General features: G+C 46.9%; 10 protein-coding genes. 6 read left to right on the top strand and 4 right to left on the bottom strand.

All coding sequences use genetic code 11. The features are described from left to right. The first annotated feature begins 485 nt into the window (after nt 1-485). The 3 genes from ACOJUN_RS10725 to ACOJUN_RS10715 all read left to right on the top strand — a co-directional run bounded on the left by ACOJUN_RS10725 (nt 486) and on the right by ACOJUN_RS10715 (nt 10,881). Nucleotides 486-3,341, top strand: a complete 2,856-nt coding sequence (locus ACOJUN_RS10725; RefSeq protein ID WP_422136622.1) for a CHY zinc finger protein — start codon at nt 486-488, stop codon at nt 3,339-3,341. A 267-nt stretch (nt 3,342-3,608) separates the two neighbouring features. Then, nucleotides 3,609-7,346, top strand: coding sequence for an RING finger domain-containing protein (locus ACOJUN_RS10720; RefSeq protein ID WP_422136621.1), 3,738 nt, complete (start codon nt 3,609-3,611; stop codon nt 7,344-7,346). 241 nt (nt 7,347-7,587) lie between these two features. Continuing rightward, nucleotides 7,588-10,881 carry an RING finger domain-containing protein gene (locus tag ACOJUN_RS10715; protein ID WP_422136620.1) on the top strand — a complete coding sequence of 1,098 codons (3,294 nt, stop codon included), beginning with the start codon at nt 7,588-7,590 and terminating at the stop codon, nt 10,879-10,881. Nucleotides 10,882-11,190: 309 nt separating this feature from the next. Here ACOJUN_RS10715 and ACOJUN_RS10710 read toward each other — a convergent pair whose 3' ends face one another. Continuing rightward, the gene (locus tag ACOJUN_RS10710; protein ID WP_422136619.1) at nt 11,191-11,319 is read right to left on the bottom strand and encodes a hypothetical protein; all 129 of its coding nucleotides are present in this window, start codon (nt 11,317-11,319) and stop codon (nt 11,191-11,193) included. A gap of 75 nt (nt 11,320-11,394) precedes the next feature. Here ACOJUN_RS10710 and ACOJUN_RS10705 point away from each other — a divergent pair, with 75 nt between their 5' ends. From ACOJUN_RS10705 to ACOJUN_RS10695, 3 genes are all read left to right on the top strand, one after another. Beyond that, nucleotides 11,395-13,458: a hypothetical protein gene (locus tag ACOJUN_RS10705; protein WP_422136618.1), complete on the top strand. Its 2,064-nt coding sequence runs from the start codon at nt 11,395-11,397 to the stop codon at nt 13,456-13,458. 214 nt (nt 13,459-13,672) lie between these two features. Then, nucleotides 13,673-14,395: a CHY zinc finger protein gene (locus tag ACOJUN_RS10700; protein WP_422136617.1), complete on the top strand. Its 723-nt coding sequence runs from the start codon at nt 13,673-13,675 to the stop codon at nt 14,393-14,395. Nucleotides 14,396-14,709: 314 nt separating this feature from the next. Continuing rightward, nucleotides 14,710-18,864 carry a CHY zinc finger protein gene (locus ACOJUN_RS10695; protein WP_422136616.1) on the top strand — a complete coding sequence of 1,385 codons (4,155 nt, stop codon included), beginning with the start codon at nt 14,710-14,712 and terminating at the stop codon, nt 18,862-18,864. Between the two features lie 42 nt (nt 18,865-18,906). On the opposite strand, the gene ACOJUN_RS10690 is transcribed toward ACOJUN_RS10695, so the two are convergent. The 3 genes from ACOJUN_RS10690 to lysA are packed head-to-tail and all read right to left on the bottom strand — an operon-like array spanning nt 18,907 to nt 21,756. Continuing rightward, entirely contained in the window at nt 18,907-19,650 is a 744-nt protein-coding gene (locus tag ACOJUN_RS10690; RefSeq protein WP_422136615.1) for a DUF484 family protein, read from the bottom strand. Further along, a complete protein-coding gene (gene dapF, locus ACOJUN_RS10685; RefSeq protein ID WP_422136614.1) occupies nt 19,647-20,477 on the bottom strand; it encodes a diaminopimelate epimerase in 831 nt (276 codons plus the stop codon). Before dapF ends, ACOJUN_RS10690 begins: the two co-directional genes overlap by 4 nt. A gap of 10 nt (nt 20,478-20,487) precedes the next feature. After that, the gene (lysA, locus tag ACOJUN_RS10680; RefSeq protein ID WP_422136613.1) at nt 20,488-21,756 is read right to left on the bottom strand and encodes a diaminopimelate decarboxylase; all 1,269 of its coding nucleotides are present in this window, start codon (nt 21,754-21,756) and stop codon (nt 20,488-20,490) included. Between the last annotated feature and the right edge of the window lie 63 nt (nt 21,757-21,819).

Raw genomic sequence — 21,819 nt, 5'->3', positions numbered from 1 at the left:
CATAGGGAGTTAAGTACCTAACCAGTTGGTTTCGCCTATTCTGGACGGCGGCTTTTTCCATCCTTCTGCGTTCCAACTCTGGTTGCGTAGCTAAGGCTACGCGCCCGTCGTTGCGCCTTGAAGGATGAAAAAATCCACTCGCCAGAATATGCGAAACCAACTGGCCAGGTACTTAGAACGTTCGATTGGTATAAAATGAGTTTTTAAAAATAGCAGCACCATACTGCTACCACAGCCCGGTATCAAGTCCTGCAAGTCACTTTCAGGTTGATACTGACGAAGGCTCTGTTGCACAAAACAAGTAACACAAATAGCAATTCGGAAATTCTTGTCTACTCTCTGTTTGTCCTACGGATAATAAAACCGGTCAATAATGTTCCTTTATTTTTCCAAAGCAGAAAGTCGGCACAGATTGTCCTGGCGTTTTCTGTCAGACAGGGAAGGCGGGTTGGTATTAATAACACATTTAGTGCAGAAAGATTTGAATGCATTCTTACCGTTTATTCATAACATTTGTTCTTTTCCTGATGACTATGTTGGTTGTGACCTTGTGCTACTCCTCAACCATCATTGACCGACATAATCCCGGTGGGCAAAAGGTTCGGATTGAAATCAATCACGGCACAGCCCCTCAGGCTGTCAGTCAGTGGCAAGTGAGTTTGCTGCTTCCGGACAGTTTCAACAATCGAAACAGCACCTTTTGCTTTAAGACACCCGTGGTGTCAGCAGATTCCAACAGTATTGCGATATTGTTGACGAACGACCAGAGCAACTATTGCTACCAACTGTTGCTAATGACAAAAGAACAAACACCCGACTTCCAACACCTCTCTCAACAGGCCTCTGAAAATGGCACACTTATTCGCTTGAAATCCACGACGGCAGACAGACCAGAATTAACTTCTGTCACTACCGATCAACTCCTTAACGACAATCCCCATACGACCCCATTAACCCTTTTGGTCTATTCCGACAACACGACCGGCAGTGAACTGGAAACCGGCCAAACCCGGAATAACACAGTGACATTGACAAGCAACAAGCTCACTGGCATCGACGATTTTCCCGGTAGCGGGAATGGTGGCTTCTTCTATTTACTCCCACCCCCACCCTGGGGAGGTGGCGGGGGGAGACCATCGGGATTATTTGAAATAGATCTGGTTATCCTGAAGCCCGTCATCAACTGGCTGATGTCCATTGGTAAAGATTCTATTTCGTTTCAAGAGCAACACTCCCCGGCACGTCTGAAAATGACACGGGTTAATGCCGATGGCTCTTCCAGCGAAGCCGCTATACCTGTTGGCTGGCTTGACTTCCTCAATATTGAACAACTGAACGATGTTGATTTCTGGAACACCCTCCTCCAGCAGGCCGCTACTTCCTGCCCCGTTAGCGAAAGCCTCCAATGGCAGCTTGGCTGTTGCAAACGATTTCTTGAGCGTAGTGCCTTGCAGACAAATCATGGCGGTGGCCTGATGGCAGCGAATGGGGAGGCACAACCCTCTGGTAGCGCACCCAATTCGGGGCCAAAGGACGAAAATAACGATCACCAAAAAGAGAAAAAAGAAGAACCTGAAAATCAGGAGAACCAGTCACCGGGAGAAGGCCATGATGGCAGCGGAAATGGCAACAACAGAAAAGACGACGATGGCGAAGAGAGTGAAAAAAAAACTACCACTGAAGACCTTCAGGTACTTGCGAACCGGCTTGTTGCCATCATTGAAAGTCAAGATCCCGGAGCAGTTTTTAAGCTCAGGCAAATACTGAATGAACTGGACATGCCACAGCGTTTGCGGGTTCTGGAAACAAAAAGCATCAACACCGAGGATACTGTCACTCCTCTTGAAGCCGTACTGAAACTGCAGCGTTCTTGCAACGAGAATTCACTGCGCAACCTTTTTATCGAGCAGCTGATAAAGGCAACATGCAATACAAAACAGTATTTGAATAACCTTCACACTCTGTCTCTACTTCGACCAATCATTCCACCTGACCGGGCAATGCCCGAAGAGGGCAACAACAACCTGTTGATGTTGTATAAGATTGCTCTGGACATAATCCACAAGGTCAATCAATCTGACACAGAGCCACCTATGAGTCAGTTTGAAAGATGTTGCTTTGCTGAGTACTTCGCTCAATTGTTCCTTATCTACTCAAACCCGGTTGAACTGATTCGTAATCTGTTGGGGAAAATATCAGATTTGCCCACAAGGCATGTTCTTATGATTAATCCACAATCATTGACATTTCCCAACCGCTTTTTAAATACCTTTATACAATTTCACCAACACCCATCGATTTCTGAATTAGAACGCCTCTCAGATGAGCTGATGGGTTATGCAAAAAATCCCCACTTACAACAAGTGCCTTCTATAGAGCCTGTCACCGGTAAAAGCGATAATATCTCTGACGAAACAATTGTCAGCAATAAAGATACAAGTACCATCCACCAGCAAGCTGATATTAACAAAAGAGCTTCTGGCTCTTCCGGCAGTTCCCATTGCATAGTGACTGGTAGATACTCAGAGCTGGAGGCAGAGCCAAATCAGCCTGCCCTTGCCTATCAGCAAAATAACGTTTCCCAAGAGCGATTACAGGCAGGACCCTCATCTGTTGATCCAAGACCAGGGAGAGAAAAACAACAGAGGGTAGCGGCCAGCCCGGCGATGCAAAGCAATGGCGCAGAGCGTTCTGCTTCTGACCAGCAGTCGAGTGCCCATAATGAGGAGGCAAACCCGTCAAACGAGCAGTTAAAGACACCTGTGCGAAAAGAACGAATGCCATTGTGCAATCATTACCATAGGTTATGTCGTGTAAACTTTGGGTGCTGTGAAGGGTATTTTCCCTGCTATAGATGTCATAACAAAAGTAAGAAATGCGACCTTACAGATCGTCAGGCTTTTCAAGCAAAAAGGCTTCAATGTTCTCTCTGTAACTATGAGGGGGATATTACGGAAGATTCCCAGGCGTGCCCGGGATGCAACGAACTAATGTCGGAGTATTTCTGCGCACAATGCAAAGAATTCGACAATATGGAACTAAAACCATTCCACTGCCATAAATGCGGAATTTGCCGAATAAACAAGGATGAGTCCTTTCACTGTGATGTTTGTAATATCTGCCTTTATGTAAGGTATCAAAGTAATCACGAATGCCGGGAAAACTCAGGCCACGATAAGTGCTGCATCTGCCTGAAAGATTCCTTCGACGGCTGCTTGATAATGTACTGCTCTCACAAAGTACATGATGATTGCTACGCTGCAATGCTCCGTAAAGGGATAAGAACCTGCCCTGTTTGCAGACAATCTCTATACGTTCCGCCGGTTGAAAGAAATAATTAACCATCTGGCTCGATTTAATAGTCGCCGCCAGTGACCGCTTCAGTATTGCAACACGGGAAGAGGACAAGGCTCTGTGGCACAAAGCAATTAATCCATTTAGCAATTTTGACATTCTTGTCTATTATCTGTTTTTTCTACGAATAATAAGACCTTCCAGTAATGTTTCTTTATTTTTCAGGGCAGAAGGCCAGCACAGACCTTTCTGATTGTACTCTGTCAGGCAAACAGGACAGGTCCGGGTTGTTATCATAAGTTAGTGAGATTTGAATGCACCTTTACCGCTTATTCATAGCATTTGTTCTTTTCCTGGTGGCTATGGCAGTTTTGCCTTTGTGCTATTCCTCAACCATCATTGACCGACATAATCCGGGAGGGCACAAGGTTCGGATTGAGATCAATGATGGCAAAGATCCTCAGTTTGTGAGTCAGTGGCAAATGAACTTGCTGCTACCGAAGGGTTTCGATGACCAAAACAGTATCCTTTGCTTTAAGGCGCCTGTGGTGCCAGCAGATTCCAACAGTATTGCGATATTGGTGACGAACGACCCGAGCAACTATTGTTATCAACTGATGATACTGACAAAAGAACAAACACCCGACTTCCAACATATCTCTCAACATGCGTCTAAAAATGGCACGCTTGTTCACTTAAGATCCACGACGGCAGACAGACCGGAATTAACTTCTGTCACTACCGATCAACTTCACAACGATAAGCCCCATACTGCCCCTTTAACCCTTCTGACCTATACCGACAACATAAACGACAGTGGGTTGAAAACCGGCCAACCCGGGAATAACACACTGACATTAACGGGCGGCAAGCCCGCTGGCATCGGCGATTTTCCCGGTGGTGGCAACGGTGGCTTCTTCTTTTTGCCGCCCCCCCCACCCTGGGGAGGTGGCGGTGGGAGACCATCGGGATTATTTGAAATAGATCTGGTTATCCTGAAACCCGTCATCAACTGGCTGATGTCCATTGGTAAAGATTCTGCTTCGTTTGAAGAGCCACCCTCCCCGGCGCGTCTGATAATGACACGGGTTAATGCCGATGGCTCTTCCAGCGAAGCTGCTATACCTGTTGGCTGGCTCGACTTCCTCACTGTTGAACAACTGACCGATGTTGATTTCTGGAACACCCTCCTGCAACATGCCGCCACTTCATGCCCCACCAGCGAAAGCCTTATTAGGCAGCTTGGCTGTTTCAAACTATTGCTTGAGCGAACGGCCTTGAAGAGACATCATGGCGGTGGCCTGAAGGCCGCTAATGGAGATGGCCAACCCTCTGGTAGCGCACCAAATTCAAGATCAGAGGACAAAAATAACAGCCATCAAAAGGACAAAAAAGAAGCACCTGAAGATCAGAACAACAACTCACCGGGAGAAGGCAATGATGGCAGCGGGGATGGTAATAACAGAAAAGACGACAATGGCGAGGAGAGTGAAAAAAATGCCAGGACTCAAAACCTTCAGGTACTTGCCAACCAGCTTGTAGCCATCATTGAAAGTGACGATCCTGATGCTGTTTTTAAGCTGCGGCAAATACTGGATAAGCTCAACATGCCACAGCGTTTGCAGGTTTTGGAAACGAGAAGCGCAAACACCAGTGGTAATGCTGTCAGTCCTCTTGAGGCGATACTGGAACTGCAGCGTTCTTGCTATGAGAATTCATCGCGCAACCGGTTTATCGAGCAGCTGATAGAAGCCACGAGCGATAAAACACGGACTTTGAATGACCCTGACATTCTGGCTTCACTGCAACCGATAGCCCGACCACTGTCCGAAGCTGGCAACAACAACCTGATGATTTTGTACAGGATTGTTCTGGACATAATCCATAGAGTTAATCAATCTGGCCAGCAACCACCAATAGGACAATTTGAAAAAAATTGTTTTATTCAGTACTTCGTTCAATTGTTTCTGTTCTATTCAAACCCACTTGAACTTATTGGTAATCTGTTAGGGCAAATATCAGATTCAGCGGTAACCCATGAGATTATAATTGCTGCACAATCATTGACATCTGCCAGTTCTTTTTCAAATGCCTTTATACAATTTCACCAACACCCCTCGTTTCATGAATTACAACATTTCTTAAATGAACGATTAAGAAACCCACAGCAGGGAGCAAGGCCAAAACGGCCCACCCTTTCTCATCAGTCAAATACGCCGCACCAAAAACGATTAAAAACAGAACGATCTTATGGGGATGATGACATGACTATCATTGCTTTTTGCGATGATGCATTGAAAGTGAATAAGGTGCAACATACACAAATTACTCATAATAAGTGCCCAATATGTTGTGAGCGCTTTTTACGCACAGCAGGATTAGTGAAAACACCCTGCAATCACATTTTTCACGTGCTTTGCTTGAATCTGTGGCTCCAAAAAAGGCTACCTGATCTTGCAATTAAAACTTGTCCTGTATGTCGATCAGAATTAAAAAGCTCAAAAGAAAAACTTAACAACCTTAACAGGCTATTGAATAAATACGGCAATTGTCATTTGTTAGACACTGCAGATAGAGCCGTTAAGGAATGGAATAGAACAACAAGTCATGAAGCCTTATACCATTTTGTCCAACTTTGCAGACTCAACAGTCAGGCGTCAGATGATCCACGGTATGCCAATATCTTGAGAAAAATAATTTATCCCGTTATAAAAGCCAACATTCGCCATGACTCTGAGATCACGTCAGCCAGCTTCAGCCCTGATAGCCGCCAGGTGGTGACCGCCGGTGAAGATTGTACTGCGAAAATCTATGGCCATAAGGCCGATGGATCGTGGGAAGAAGAGGCCATTATTCGCCACAATGGTAAGGTCAAATCAGCCAGCTTCAGCCGCGATAGCTGTCGTGTAGTTACTGCCAGTGAGGATCACAAGGCGAAAATCCTGGGCCAAAAGGACGATGGATCATGGACAGAAGAACTCACCGTTCAACATACTGGTACGGTCAACTCAGCCAGCTTCAGCGCTGATAGCCAACGTATGGTGACTGCCAGTGACGATGGTACCGCAATAATCTTTGGCCAAAAGGACGACAGGCCATGGGAAACAGAAGCCAGCATTAGCCACAATGGTCCGATCCAATCAGCCACCTTCAGCCCCGATGGTAGCCATGTGGTGACTTTCGGTAAAGATAACCTGGTGAAAATCACTGGCAGGTCGGCCAATGGAGCATGGCAAGAAAAAGTCATCATTGCCCATGATTACACGGTCAACTCAGCTACCTTCAGCACCGACAGCCGCCGTGTGGTGACCGCCAGTGGCGATGGTACGGCAATAATCTGTGCCCAACAGGACGATGGATCATGGGAAAGAGAATTGACCATTAGCCATATCGACAGCGGGGGTCCGATCATATCTGCCGAGTTCAGCCCCGATGGCCGCCATGTGATGACTGTTGCCGGGGATGACCTGGTTAAAATCTATGGCAGGCAGGACAATGGATTATGGGTAAAGAAAGCCATCATTGCCCATGAAGATCGGATCAACTCAGCCAGCTTCAGCGCCGATGGATGCCATTTGGTGACCGCCAGTTCTGATAATACGGCCAAAATCTATGGCGAAAAGACCGATGCAGCATGGGAAGAAGAAATGACTATCTGCCACAACCATAGACTCTTATCGGCCACTTTCAGCCCCGATAGCCAACATGTGGTGACTGCCAGCAGAGGCAGGACGGCAAAAATTCATAGCCACAATAATAATGGATCATGGGAAGAAAAGACCACCATCCTTCATGAAGGCTGGGTTCGTTCAGCCACCTTCAGCGCCAATAGCCGCTTTGCGGCGACCGCGAGTATCGATAGGAAGGCGAAAATCTATAGCCTGAAAGACGATGCATCATGGCAAAAAGAAATCACTATCTATCATCATGGTGCGGTATTCTTGGCCAACTTCAGCGCTGATAGCCGCTTTCTGGTGAACACCAGTTGTATTTCAGATATTGGTCGCTATCAGGAGGCTGCGATGATCACTGAACTCTGGAAGGACGAATGAAAGCAAACCGCCCTTCTCTGACTTCAAGATGTTGCGGAAGACATTGTGGCACAAGACAAGTAGTCCCTATAGCGATTCAGAAATTTTTGGCTATCCTCTGTTTGTACTGCAAATGATGAGATTGGCCAATGCCGTTCCTTTATTTTTCCAGAGCAAAAAGTCAGCACCGATTGTCCCGGCATTTTCTATCAGACAAAGAGGGCGGATTGGATATTATCGACCAGGTTACAGAGAGACTTCAGTGCAGTTTTACCGCACATTTATAGCTTTCATGGCCTTTGTCCTGTCATTACCAGCTATGGTGATTGCACCGTCAGGCTACTCTTACACCCTCATTGACCAGCATAATCCAGATGGGCACGAGGTTCGGATTCTGACCCTTCTGACCTATTCCGACAACCTGGCTGACATCGGACCGAAAACCAGCCAAACCCGCAATAACACACAGACATTGTCAGGTGGCAAGCTCGCTGGCATCGACGATTTTCCCGGTAGCGGGAGTGGCGGCTTCTCCTGCCTCGCCAGCGAAAGCTTCCAATGGCAGCCTGGTTGTTTCAAACCATGGCTTGAGCGAACGGTCTTGAAGACAAATCATAACGGTGGCCTGAAGGCAGGTAACGGCGATGGGCAGCCTTCTGGCAGAGCACCTGATCCAAAGCCAAAGGACGAAAATAACCACCATCAAAAGGAAACAAGAGAAGAACCTCAAGATCAGGAAAACCAATCACCGGGTGAAGGCCATGATGGCAATGGGAATGGCAATAACGGAAAAGACGACGATGAATCGGTGACTAAAAATAATGACTCCACTCAAGACCTTCAGGTACTTGCAAATCAGCTTATAAACATCATTGAAAGCGGCGATCCCAGTGCCGTTTTTAAACTCAGGAAAATAATGGATGAGCTGGACATGCTTCAGCGTTTGCAGGTTCTGGAAACAAAAGGCACAAACAGCAGGGATGAAAGTATCACTCCTCTTGAGACGGTACTGCAACTGCAGCGTTCTCTCGAACAGAATTCATTGCGCAACCCATTTATCGAGCAGCTGATAGAAGCCACAAGCGATAAAAAACAGACTTTGAATGACCTTGACACTCTGCCTGCACTCCAGACAATAATTCCACCGGACCCGGCAATACCCGAAGCTGGTGACAACAACCTGATGATTTTGTACAAGATTGTTCAGGACATAATCCAGAGAGTCAATCAATCTGACCAACAGCCACCTGTAGGACACTTTGAAAAACGTTGCTTTGCTGAATACTTCGTCCAGTTATTCCTGACCTACTCTAACCCACTTGAGCTTATTCATTATCTGTCAGGACAAATATCAGATTTAGCCATAAGGATTGATATTATAACCGTTGCACAATCATTTACATTTCCTGCCTCTTTTGCAGATACCTTTGCACATTTTCATCAACACCCGGCGCTTCATGAATTACAACATTTCGTAAATGAACAGTTAATTCAGCTGCGTACCGACCCTTCACCCCATGAGCCAGTAATGAGTTCTACCCCACAAGTTAATAGCTGCCAAAGTGCCTCTGGTACTGGATACTCAAAGCAGGGAGCAAGGCCAAAGCAACCCGCCCTTACTCATCAGGCAAATGGGCTGCGCCAAAAACGATTAAAGAAAAGACGATCACACGGTGGTCATTCAACTCGTCTGGCAAGTACATCATCTTTTGTCGGTGCGGGTAGAGCCATGGCTGTGCCTGGCAAGAAAACAATGGATGATTATATAAATATCAATGCCTTTCGCGATAATACATTTAAAGTGGATAAGGTGAAACATGCACAAATTACTGATAATAAGTGCCCAATATGTTGTAAGCGCTTTTCACGCACAGCAAGATTAGTGAAAACGCCATGTCATCACGTTTTTCATGTGCATTGTTTAAATCTGTGGCTCCAAAAAGGGCTATCTGACCTTTCAGTTAAAACTTGTCCTGTATGTCGATCAGAATTAAATGACTTAAGAGAAAAACTTAACGACTTTATCAGTCTATTGAAAAAATACGGCAATTGTCATTCGTTAGACAGTGCAAATAGAGCCGTTAAGGAATGGAATATAACAGAAACATGTTATGAAGCCCTATACCATTTTGTCCAACTTTGCAGGCACAACAATCAGGGTCCAGATGACTCACAGTTCGTCAATATCTTGAGGACAATAATTCATCCCGTTACAAAAGCCAACATTCCCCATGACCTTGAGATCAACTCAGCCTCCTTCAGCCCTGATAGCCGCCGGATGGTGACCGCCAGTGACGACTGTACCGCGAAAATCTACGGCTATAAGGCCGACGGATCATGGGAAGAGGAGGTCACTATCCGCCACAATGGTCCGGTCAAATCAGCCAGCTTTAGCAACGACAATTGTCGCGTAGTAACTGCCAGCACAGATCACACAACGAAAATCTTTGGCCAGAAGGACGATGCATCATGGGAAGAAGAACACTGTGTTCAACATACTGGTAAGGTCAACTCAGCCACCTTCAGCGCTGATAGCCACCATGTAGTGACTGCCAGTGAAGATCGTACGGCAATAATCTTTGGCCAAAAAGACAACAGACAATGGGGACCAGAAGTCACCATTAGACACAATGGTCCGATCCAATCAGCCGCCTTCAGCCCCGATAGTAGCCATGTGATGACTGTCGGTAAAGATAACATGGTAAAAATCACTGGCAGGTTGGCCAATGGATTATGGAAAATAAAAACCATCATTACCCATGATGACGCTGTCAACTCAGCTACCTTCAGCGCTGATAGCCACCATATAGTGACTGCCAGTGACGATGCTACGGCAATAATCTATGGCCAACAGGACGATGGCTCATGGGAAAAAGAATTGACCATTAGCCATATCGACAGCGATGGCCCGATCCAATCAGCCGGGTTTAGCCCTGATGACTGCCATGTGATGACTGTTGGCAGGGATGACCTGGTTAAAATCTATGGCAGGCAGAACAATGGACCATGGGTAAAAAAAGCCATCATTGCCCATGAAGATCGGATCAACTCAGCTACCTTCAGCGCCGATGGATGCCATTTGGCGACCGCCAGTGACGATAATACGGCGAAAATCTATGGCAAAAAAACCGATGCATCATGGGAAGAAGAAATAACTATCTGCCACTACCATAAGGTCCTCTCAGCCACCTTCACCCCCAGTAGCAGACGTCTGATAACCACCAGTATCGACAGGGCAAGCAAAGAGTATTGCCAGAATGACAATGGATCATGGAAAGAAGACAGCCCTACCCTTTATAAAGATTGGGTCTGTTTCCCTTCAGCCACCTTCAGCACCGATAGCCGCTTTGCGGCGACCTTCACTATCGACAGGAAGACAAAAATCCATACCCTGGAGGGCGATGCATCATCGAAAAAAGAAATCTCTACCTGTCACAGTGGTACGGTACTCTCAGCCAACTTCAGCGCCAATAGCCGTTTTCTGGTAACCACCCATTTCGTGTCATATGGTCGCCACCACTCTGCAAAAATCACTGAACTATGGAAGGAAGAATAACAGACAAGTATTTTGCCGGTTAAGAGATTGATGCTGCCGAAGGCTCTGTCGCACAAGACAAGCAATCCACATAGCAATTTAGAAATACTTGGCTATTCTCTGTTTCTACAACAAATAACAGGATTGGCTAAAGATGTTCCTTTATTTTTTCAGGGTGGAACTGTTCTGACGCACTCTATCAGGCAAAGAGTACGGGTTGGAATTGTCGACACAAGTTGTAAAGCGAGATTTGAATGGACTTTTTTCCGCTTATTCATAGCATTTGTACTTTTCCTGCTGGCTATGGCGGTTGTGCCGTTATGCTATTGCTCAACTCTCATTGACCAGCATCATCCCGATGGGCACGGGGTTCGGATTGAAATCGAAGATTTCACGGATCCGCAGGGTGTGATTCAGTGGCAAATGGTTTTGCTCCTTCCGGAAGGCTTCAATGACCAAAACAGCTTCCTTTGTTTTAAAGCACCTGTGGCGCCAGCAGATTACGACAGTACCTCGATATGGGTCAGGAACAACTTGAGTGACTATTGCTATCAGCCAGTAATAGTAAGGGAAGAGCATATACCCTTCTTCCATGATGTCTCAGAGCGCGCCTCTGAAAATGGCACACTGATTCGCTTAAAATCCACGACGGCAGAGAGACCAGAGCTTATTTCTGTCACCACGGATCAATCGCTGAACGTCAAACCTCGGGCTATCCCACTGACCCTTCTGGTCTACCCCGACGAGATCACGGACAGTGGGCTGGAAACCGGACAAACCCGAAATAACACACTGTCATCAACAGGAGACAAGCTCGCTGGCAAAGCCAATTTTCCCAGTGGTGGCAACGGGGGCTTCTTCCACTTGCCTCCCCCTCCACCCGGGGGAGGAGGGAGACCAACGGGATTATTCGAAATAGATCTTGTTATCCTGAAACCCGTCATCAACTGGCTGATGTCTTTAGGCAAGGATTCTACCTCAACTGAGGAACAGCCATCCCGGGCGCGTCTGAAAATGACGCGCGTTAACGCAGATGGTTCTTCCAGTGAGGCCGTTATACCCGTCGGTTGGCTTGACTTCCTGAATATTGAACAACTGACCGATGTTTATTTCTGGAACACTCTCTTCCAACGTGCCGCCACTGCTTGCCCAGCCAACAAAAGCCTTCAGTGGCAACTTGGCTGCTTGAAACTATTTCTTGAGCAAACAGCCCTGAAAACAGATCATGCCGGTGTCTTAAAGACCGCTGATGGGGATGGAGAAGCATCGGGTGATTTACCAGATAAAACACCAAAGGACGAAAATAACGACCACCCTGAAAAGAAAAAAGGTGAACCTGAAGATCAGGAGAACAATTCACCGGGAGAAGGCAGTTATAGCAGTGGAGATGGTGACAAAAGAAAAGACAACAATGGCAAAAAAAGTGAAAAAAGCACCAGGACTCAGGACCTTCAGCTACTTGCTAACCAGCTTTTAGCCATTATTGAGAGCGACGATCCCGATGCCGTTTTCAAGCTGAGGCAGATACTGGACGAGCTGGACCTGCCCCAGCGTTTGCAGGTTCTGGAGACAAAGGGCACAAATACTGCGGGCAATACTGTCACGCCTCTTGAGGCGATATTGCACCTGCAGCGTTCTTTCGATGAGAACTCAACGCGCAACCAGTTTATCAGGCAACTGATAGAAGCTACGAGTGATCAAACAAGGATCCTGGATGATTTTAACAACCCCTCTGAACTCCAACCAATCGCCCCACCTGACTGGGCACTGCCCGAAGCAGCCGACAGTAACCTGATGATTTTGTATAAGATTGTTCTGGATATCATCCACAGGGTTAATCAATCTGACCAACAGCCACCCATAGGAAACTTTGAAAAATGTTGCTTTACCGAATACTTTGTTCAATTGTTCCTGCTCTGTTCAAACCCACTGGTACCTATTCGTGAACTGTTAGGAAAAATATCAGATTCGGGCATCAGCCGTGATATTATGATTTCTGCACAATCATTTACCTTCTCCATCTCTTTTCGCGATATCTTTATACAACTTAATCAGCACCCATCGCGCCTTGAATTAGTGCGCCTTTCAAATGAGTTGATCAAGCAGGCGCATACTATCGAGTTACTGCAAATGCCTTCACTACAAGCCTCTTCACTACATGCCTCCTCACTAAAAGCCTCTTCACTACAAGCCCCTTTCACAGAACCTGTAATCAGTCAGAGAGATATTGCCTTTAAAACTACCACTGCAAACAATGGAAATATGCTCACCCATTCCATCCAGCAAGTTAATAGCTACCACAATGCCTCTCGCTCTACCGACAGCGCTCCTGGCTTAGCAACTGACAGATACTTACAGCAGGGAGCCAGACCAAAGCTGCCTGCCCTTGCAGGTCCCCAAAATGCCTCCTTCCAAAGGAGATCTCAGACAAGACATTCACATGGTCATCATCAATCCAACTGGGCAGACGACCGATCTGATCTGGAAGAGTTGGGAATAGATCAAAACTTCTTAATTAAACATTCGATCGATAACTCTATTCTCGTTGATCTGAAAAGACGCGCTCAGGAAAAAGAAAAAAAAAAGACAACGGATTGAAGAGTTAACTCTAGAGGTTCAAGAATTAAGAAGAGAGAATCAGGCGTTAACTTCAGAAGCTCAGGGACTAAGAAGAGAAAACCAGAATTTAACTTCAGAGTCTCAATGGTTGAGAAGAGGGCATCAGGAATTAACTGAAGAGGTTCAAGGATTAAGAAGAGAGAATCGGAGGTATTGTGATTCGCGGGCCCGTTTGGAAGAGTCAGTAGACTATGTGAACCAACAAGCACGGTATCAGACGGCAGCGGCAAGCCCGGGCTCGATAGCAAACAACGAAGCAGAGTCTCACGCATGTTACCAGCAATCAAGCCCCCTGAATGAAGAGCCAAACCCATCGAACGCGCAGTTAAATACATCTGCGCAACCAGAACGAAACTCATTATGCGGTCATTACCAGAGGTTATGCCTTGTGAACTTTGGATGCTGTGCCGGATTTTTCCCCTGCCAAAGATGTCACAACATTAGTAATGACTGCGACGTTGACGATCGCATGGCTGTTGATGCAATAAGGCTTCGGTGCTCTCTGTGTCACTATGAGGGGGACATTACAGAGGACTCACAGACGTGTCCGGGATGCAATCAGCTAATGTCGGAATATTACTGTGCAAAATGCAAACATTTCACCAGTATGAATATCACACCGTTCCACTGCAATAAATGCGGTATTTGCCGAATAAACGAGGAAGAGAACTTTCACTGCGATGTTTGCAATGTCTGTCTGGACATAAGGTTGCAAGGCAATCACAAATGCCGGGAAAACTCAGGCCACGATGAGTGCTGCATCTGCCTGGAAGATGCCTTCGGCGGCTGCCGGATACTGCCCTGCTCCCACAAAATTCATAGGGAATGCGCCATTGAGTTGGTTAAAAACGGGATAAGAACCTGCCCTGTTTGCAGAAGCCCTCTATATACTCCGTTAGTTGAAAATAGCAATTAACCCTCCGACCGGATTAAATAATCACCACCGGTAATTACTTGATGTTTATAGTGCAGGAAGGAGTGGCTATTGTGCAGTTTCTGGCGGTGCAGAGTTTGCTGCTTCCCAAGACTTTACGATAAAAGGCATGCAACCCACATAGCAATTCAGAAATTCTTGTCTATTATCTGTTTGTTCTAAGAATAATAAAACCGCTCAATAATGCTCTTTTGTTTTTCCAGAGTAGAAAGTCGGCACAGATTGTCCGGACGTTTTTATATCAGACAAGGAGGGTGGAATTGGTGTTATTAACATAATTATATAGAAAGATTTGAATGCATTTTTACCGTTTATTCATGGCGTTTGTTCTTTTCCCGCTTGCTATGGTGGTTGTGCCATTATGCTACTCCTCAACCCTCATTGACCGACATCATTTAGACGGGAGCAGGGTTCAGATTGAAATCAATGATGCTGCAGATCCACAGGGTGTCAGTCGGTGGCAAGTAAACTTGCTGCTTCCGAAAGGTTTTAATGACCGAAAAAGCATTCTCTGCTTTAAGGCGCCTGTGACTCCAGAAGATTCGAACAGTATCGCAATATCGCTCACGAACGACTTGAGTGACTATTGCTATCAGCTACTGATAATGGAGGAAGAGCAAACACCCATCTTCCAGGATGTCTCACAGGGTACCTCTGAAAATGGCACGCTTGTTCGCTTAAAATCCACGACGGCAGACAGACCAGAGTTGACTTCTGTAACCAGCGATCAACCGCTGAAGGACGAGCCCCATATTGCTCCAATGACCCTTCTGGTCCACCCCGACAACATAGCAAACAGTGGACTGGAAACCGGCCAAACCCGAAATAACACACTGTCATCGACAGGAGGCCAGTTCACTGGCACGGGCAATTTTCCCAGTGGTGGCAATGGCGGCTTCTTCTACTTGCCTCCCCCTCCCCCCTGGGGAGGTGGTGGGGGCAGACCATCGGGATTATTCGAAATAGACCTGGTTATCCTCAACCCCATCATCAATTGGCTGATGTTTATTGGTAAGGATTCTATCTCGTTTCAGGAACAGCCGTCTCCGGCCCGTCTGAAGATGACACGCGTCAACGCAGATGGCTCTTCCAGTGAGGCCGTTATACCCATTGGTTGGCTTGACTTCCTGGATGTAAATCAACTGACCGATGTTAATTTCTGGAACACCCTTTTGCAGCGTGCCGCCAATTCTTGCCCGGCCAGCGAAAGTCTTCAGTGGCAGCTTGGCTGTTTGAAACTATTTCTTGAGCGCACAGCCCTGAAGACAAGTGGCCTGAAAGCGGGCAATGGGGATGGTGAACCTACTGGCAGGGCACCAGACAGAGAATCAAAGGACGAAAATAACTATCAACAAAAAGAACAAAGAGATGAACCTGAAGGTCAGGAGAGCAGATCACCGGGGGAAGGTGATGATAGCAGTGAAGATTGGAATAACAGAAAAGACGACAATGAAGATGAAGATGAAGATGAAGATGAAGATGAGAATGAAGAAAACACCGGGACTCAGGACCTTCAGGTACTTGCGAACCAACTTGTCGCCATCATTAAGAGCAACGACCCCAACGCCGTTCACAAGCTAAGGCGAATACTGAATGAGCTGGACATGCCTGAGCGTTTGCAGGTTCTGGATACCAAAAGCACAAACACCAGGGGTAATGCTGTCACTCCTCTTGAGGCGGTACTGGAACTGCAGCGTACTTACCGTGAGAACTCAGTGCGCAACCGGTTTATCAGGCAGCTGATAGAAGCCACGAGCGATGAAACACAGGCTTTGAATGACCTTGGCACCCTGTCTACAAGTGAACCGATTATTCCACCTGAGCAGGCACTGCCGGAAGCTGCCGATAACAACCTGATGATTTTGTATAAGATTGTTCAGGACATAATTGACAGGGTCAATCAATCTGACCAACAGCCACCAGTAGGACAATTTGAACAATGTTGCTTTACTGAATACTTTGTTCAATTGTTCCTGTTCTATGAAAAACCGCTTGGGCCTATTCGTGAACTGTTAGGAAAAGTATCAGATATAACCACACGAAGTAATATTTTGTTCCACGCAAGGCCGTTTACATTTCCCAAGCCTTTTATAAATATTACGCAATTTGATCAGCACCCGTCGTTTCAAGAATTATTAAGCTTTTCAGATAAACTCTTGAGGCAGGTGCAATCTTACTCATCATCACAAGCGCCTTCGCCAAAAGATTCTTCACCACAAGCGTCTTTAATCCGTAACAGAGATTATATCTCCGACGACACAACTGACGGTGCCTGCCCCGAGCCTGATGAACATCAATCCGAGTGTAACGGTGATAATACCTCCAACGAAATAATTGTCAGCAATGCAAGCCCATTCTCCGATTCAATCCAGCCTGTGGATAGCTTACAGGCAAGTTCATTCACTGATTCAGTCCAACCAGCTGATAGCTTCCAGGCAAGTTCATTGACCGATTCAGTCCAACCAGTTGATAGCTTGCAGGCAAATTCACTCACCGATTCAGTCCAACCAGTTGATAGCTTCCAGGCCAGTGCAAACACTCATTCAATCCAGCCTGCTGATAGCTTCCAGGCAAGTTCATTCACCGATTCAGTCCGACCAGTTGATAGCTTCCAGGCCAGTGCAAACACTCATTCAATCCGGACTGTTGATAGCTTTAAGGCAAGTGCAAACACTTATTTAATCCGACCCGTTGATAGCTTCCAGGCAAGTGCAAACACACATTCAATCTGGTCTGTTGACGGCTTCAAGGCCAGTTCAAACACTCTTTCACTCCGGCCCGTTGGTAGCTTCCAAAGTGCCTCTGGCGCCACCGGCAGCACCCCTAACGTACCAACAAACAGATATTTACAGCAGGGAGCAAGGCCAAAGCAGACTGCACTTACCAATCAGCGAATCGGCCCTTTCGAAAGGCGATTACAGGCAGGACGTTCACACGGTGCTTATCACGCCAGTAGGGCACGTGACCGATCCGATATGGAAGTGTCAGGGATAAATCAAGACTTCTTAAGTAAACATACGACCGATGCTTCTCTTCTCGTCGCCCAAACTTATCCCCAACCTTCTTTGCCTGCACAGATGTGGGATAGCAACGGACTGCCTTCAAATCCTTCACCGATTGCTCCGGAAAATGCATTTAATGCATTCGAAAACCCTGCCCTTTATGAACTTGGAAACTTGAATAGCAGTTTAAGAGAGTTAGAACATGCTACAAATCAATACCACTGGCTTACAGAAATGATTGAGCTGCAAAGATGCGATCAGGAGAAAGATAAAGAAAAGATTGCAAAGTTAACTGGACAAAACGAACAGTTAAGAGAATTGAACCAAATGTTAAGAACAGAGAACCAAAGATTAAGAATAGAAAATCAAAATTCAGATATAGAGAATCGAAACTTAAATGTAGAAAATCATGAATTAACGATAAAGAATCAAGAATTAAATGCAGATATTGAGGGGTTGCGAGGCTGCGTAACTTATTTTGAAGATCAAAACAGAAGCTTGAATAACCAATATTCAATATTGATGCGTGAGCTTCGTCAGCTACGATCAGCAAACCGCATGAATGATCGAACAGATCAACCTATGGCAGAGGTCTGGCCGACGATGCGAATCTCAGCCGATTTTGTTTCTCACGATCACTCGATCACTCACAATGAGCTGGAAAACTCGTCTGACTCCTCCGATTCAGGGCCACCATCTGTAAGCGATATGCCTCATGGAGAAAATCAACAGATGGCCGCAGCCAACACTTTGCAGATCATTGACTCATATTCTGCCCCTTACCAGCAGCCGTGCACCCAAAGCGGGCATGCAAACCCGCCCGATGAGCAGGCAGGCTGTTCAAACGTAGATTTACAACGGCTTCCACTGCAAGAGTCTCACGGAGCAGGGTGCCAGCATTACCGGAGATTCTGCTCTGTGGGTTTTCCTTGCTGTCCGGGGTATTTCCCCTGCCATAGATGTCATAACGAAAACAAGGATCCTTCATGTACAGCTACACATAAGGCTCTCAATGCAGTACGGCTTAAGTGTTCTCTGTGTGGATATGAGGGAGAAATTAATGAAGATTCCCAGACATGCCCCGGATGTGGAGAGCAAATGTCGGAATACTACTGCGCAATTTGCAAACACTTCACCACAGCACATAATAAACCGCATCACTGCGATAAATGTGGTATTTGCCGAATAAACTCAGATAATTCCTTTCACTGTGATGTTTGCGGTGTCTGCCTTGATAACAGGCTATTGGGCAATCACAAATGTCGGGAAAACTCAGGCCACGATGAGTGCTGCATCTGTCTGGAAGATGCCTTTAGCGGCTGCCAGATATTAGCCTGCTCCCACAAAGTCCATAAGGAATGTGCCATAGCAATGATTAATAACGGGGTAAGAACCTGCCCTGTTTGCAGGCACCCCCTATTTACTCAGGAGCATGAACACAATGATTAAACGTCTGAGCGGATTTAATAGTCGCCGCTGGCTTAGCCTCCTTCAGATAAGACGACTCAAGACGCGGCTGGTCACATCACTGAGATAACCAATGAACAGGCTGCCCATGGAAGCCCGAAAATGATTTTCATCCCGGCTGCCCAGTGCCAAAACACCCACTTTATCCGGGAAATTCAATGGCGCCAGTGCCACTGAACCGATTTCCCCATGGTTGTCCGGAAACAGGAATTCCAGTTCGCGGGACTTCATTCGGCCACAGATGACCTTTTGACCGGAAGATTGTTTATCCCTGAAGCCTGAAAGCAGATCACCCAGAATTTCATCCGCTGTATCAGGATCTTCTTCCCGGATGGTCAGATTGGCTGGTTGGCGGGTAAACAGAATCAGGGAATGAAAATCGATTTCAAAATCCTGCTCCAGACCATCTTTGAGGGTTTCAGTCGCCTGCTCAAGGTCCTGACTTTCCAGCATACCAAGCACCAGTTTGCGAGTCTGTTCGAACAGGCGATCGTTATCCCGGGCAACGTCCACCAGTTTGCCAAGCCTGCGCCGCAACTCAAGATTGTGTTTCCTGAGCAGTTGTAACTGACGTTCAACCAGTGAAATAGCTTCCCCTCTTTCATGGGGAATCTTGAGATCCAACAGCAGTTCATCCTGATTCAAAAAAAAGTCAGGATGGTTCTTCAGATACTGAATCACCTGATCTGCCGTCATAGCAGTGATCTGGTTTTCTCTGCCAGCGTTTTTCTTGTTTGAGGCTTTATCACTGGTGGCCGAGTCTGTCATATCCTTGTTTGTCCTTCGAATACCCTGGTGGCACTCCCTGTCATCATAACCGGGTGACCTTCTCCCCGCCAACGAATCAGAAGACTGCCACCGGTAAGATTAACCCGAACCTCTTCATCCAGAAGTCCTTGTAAACGACCCGCGACAACCGCCGCACAGGCACCGGAACCACAAGCCAGGGTTTCACCCACGCCTCGCTCATAAACCCGGAGGTTGATCTCTGTGGCATCCAGTACCTGCATAAAACCGGCATTACAGCGTTTTGGAAAACGACTATGGCCTTCCAGTTTGGGACCCATTGATTCAACCGGTGCCCGGTTAATATCCTCCACCTGCCATACGGCGTGAGGATTGCCCATGGAAACTGCCCCCACTATCAAACGCTCTCCGTCCACATCAAGGTCATAGGTGGTTTGCATGGATGGTGCGTTGAACGGAATCTGTTGAGGCTCCAGCACCGGAATACCCATGTCCACCGTAACATCGCCATTGTCTTCAATGGTGAGTTCCATATTGCCACCTGAAGTCTGAACACGAATGGTGTCACGTCCAATCAGTTTCTTGTCCCTGACAAAACGGGCAAAACAACGGGCACCATTGCCACATTGCTCCACTTCACTGCCGTCGGCATTGAAGATCCGATAACGGAAATCCATATCGGGATCGGTGGGCGGCTCAACCATCAGCAACTGATCAAAACCAATTCCAAAATTCCGGTCAGACAGGCTGCGGATTTTTTCCGGCGTAATGCGTATGGACTGGGTGACTCTGTCAACAACCATAAAGTCATTGCCCAGGCCGTGCATTTTTGTGAAGTGCAACAACATAGCGCAATAATTATCCTTCTGGCAGCAGTATTTCGTTGGCCCACTGGTCAGCCAGCCTTTCCCGGCGACGAACCAGATGTACCTGATCACCATCGACCATAATTTCAGCAGGGCGACAACGGGAATTATAATTGGAGCTCATTCCAAAGCCATAGGCACCGGCAGAGCGGACCGCCAGCAAATCGCCTTCAGCCACTTTCAGCTTTCTGTCTTTACCCAGAAAGTCTCCGGTCTCACAAATGGGCCCGACCACATCGCACAATAGCTCCCCTCTCTCGTCGTTGCGCACCACCGGTTCAATACCATGCCAGGCGCTGTAGATTGAAGGACGCAAAAGATCATTCATGGCCGCATCAACCACGGCGAAAGCCTTATGGTCAGACTGTTTGATCAGCTCAACTTCAGTGATCAGCATCCCTGCCTGTGCGGCAATAGATCGCCCGGGCTCAACCACAATTTTCAGGTGCTTGTGGTGCTCGTTGGCAGCCAGGTGCTCTCTCACTTGCCCCAGATATTCTGAGGGTGTCGGTGGCTGTTCGTGTTTTTCGTAGGAAATACCCAGGCCACCACCAATATCCAGATGCTTCAGAATAATACCCATTTCACGAAGCTGATCAACCAGCAGCAATAGACGATCAAGAGCATCAATAAAGGGCTCTTTGGTGGTGAGCTGAGAGCCGATATGACAGTCCACACCCACCACTTCGATATTCGCTAGCTCAGCTGCCCGCTGGTAAACGGCAGGCGCAGCCTTGATATCAATACCGAACTTGTTGTCTTTCAGACCCGTAGAAATATAAGGGTGGGTCCGGGCATCGACATCCGGATTCACCCGGACAGAAACAGCGGCCACTTTGCCCATGATTTCTGCTTCTTGCTGGATTCTTTCCAGCTCCGTTTCTGACTCAATATTGAAGCAGTGAATACCCAGTTCCAGGGCTCTTCTGATTTCATGACGCTGTTTGCCGACACCGGAGAAAACCACTTTAGAGGCTTCACCGCCGGCAGCAATAACCCGCTCCAGTTCACCAACGGAAACGATGTCAAAACCCGCTCCCAGTTTTGCCAGAACATTCAGAACCGCCAGGTTGCTGTTAGCTTTAACGGCGTAACAAATCAGGTGAGGCCACCCTTCCAGCGCCTGTTTGTAGGCTTTAAACCCTTCTTCAAACCCTTTGCGGGAATAGATGTAGGCCGGGGTACCAAACTGTTCAGCAATTTCAGTAACGGGAACCTGTTCAGCATAAAGCTCACCGTTACGGCTGGGAAACCAATCCATCAGACTGTCTTACTCTCTGTCATAAAATTTCTGGGGAGCATTATTCTACTTTTCCGGGCTTGA

Source organism: Endozoicomonas sp. ALD040 (assembly GCF_049275945.1).
In the GTDB taxonomy this organism is placed as follows: domain Bacteria; phylum Pseudomonadota; class Gammaproteobacteria; order Pseudomonadales; family Endozoicomonadaceae; genus Endozoicomonas_A.
The sequence above is the reverse complement of the archived record's forward strand: the minus strand, read 5'-3'. Positions and strand labels throughout refer to the sequence as shown.

What these genes read in the sequence shown, in the direction of transcription:
- ACOJUN_RS10720 (WP_422136621.1), top strand. Translation starts at nt 3,609, where the DNA reads ATGCACCTTTACCGCTTATTCATAGCATTTGTTCTTTTCCTGGTGGCT.
- ACOJUN_RS10690 (WP_422136615.1), bottom strand. Translation starts at nt 19,650, where the DNA reads ATGACAGACTCGGCCACCAGTGATAAAGCCTCAAACAAGAAAAACGCT.
- lysA (WP_422136613.1), bottom strand. Translation starts at nt 21,756, where the DNA reads ATGGATTGGTTTCCCAGCCGTAACGGTGAGCTTTATGCTGAACAGGTT.
- ACOJUN_RS10695 (WP_422136616.1), top strand. Translation starts at nt 14,710, where the DNA reads ATGCATTTTTACCGTTTATTCATGGCGTTTGTTCTTTTCCCGCTTGCT.
- dapF (WP_422136614.1), bottom strand. Translation starts at nt 20,477, where the DNA reads ATGTTGTTGCACTTCACAAAAATGCACGGCCTGGGCAATGACTTTATG.
- ACOJUN_RS10725 (WP_422136622.1), top strand. Translation starts at nt 486, where the DNA reads ATGCATTCTTACCGTTTATTCATAACATTTGTTCTTTTCCTGATGACT.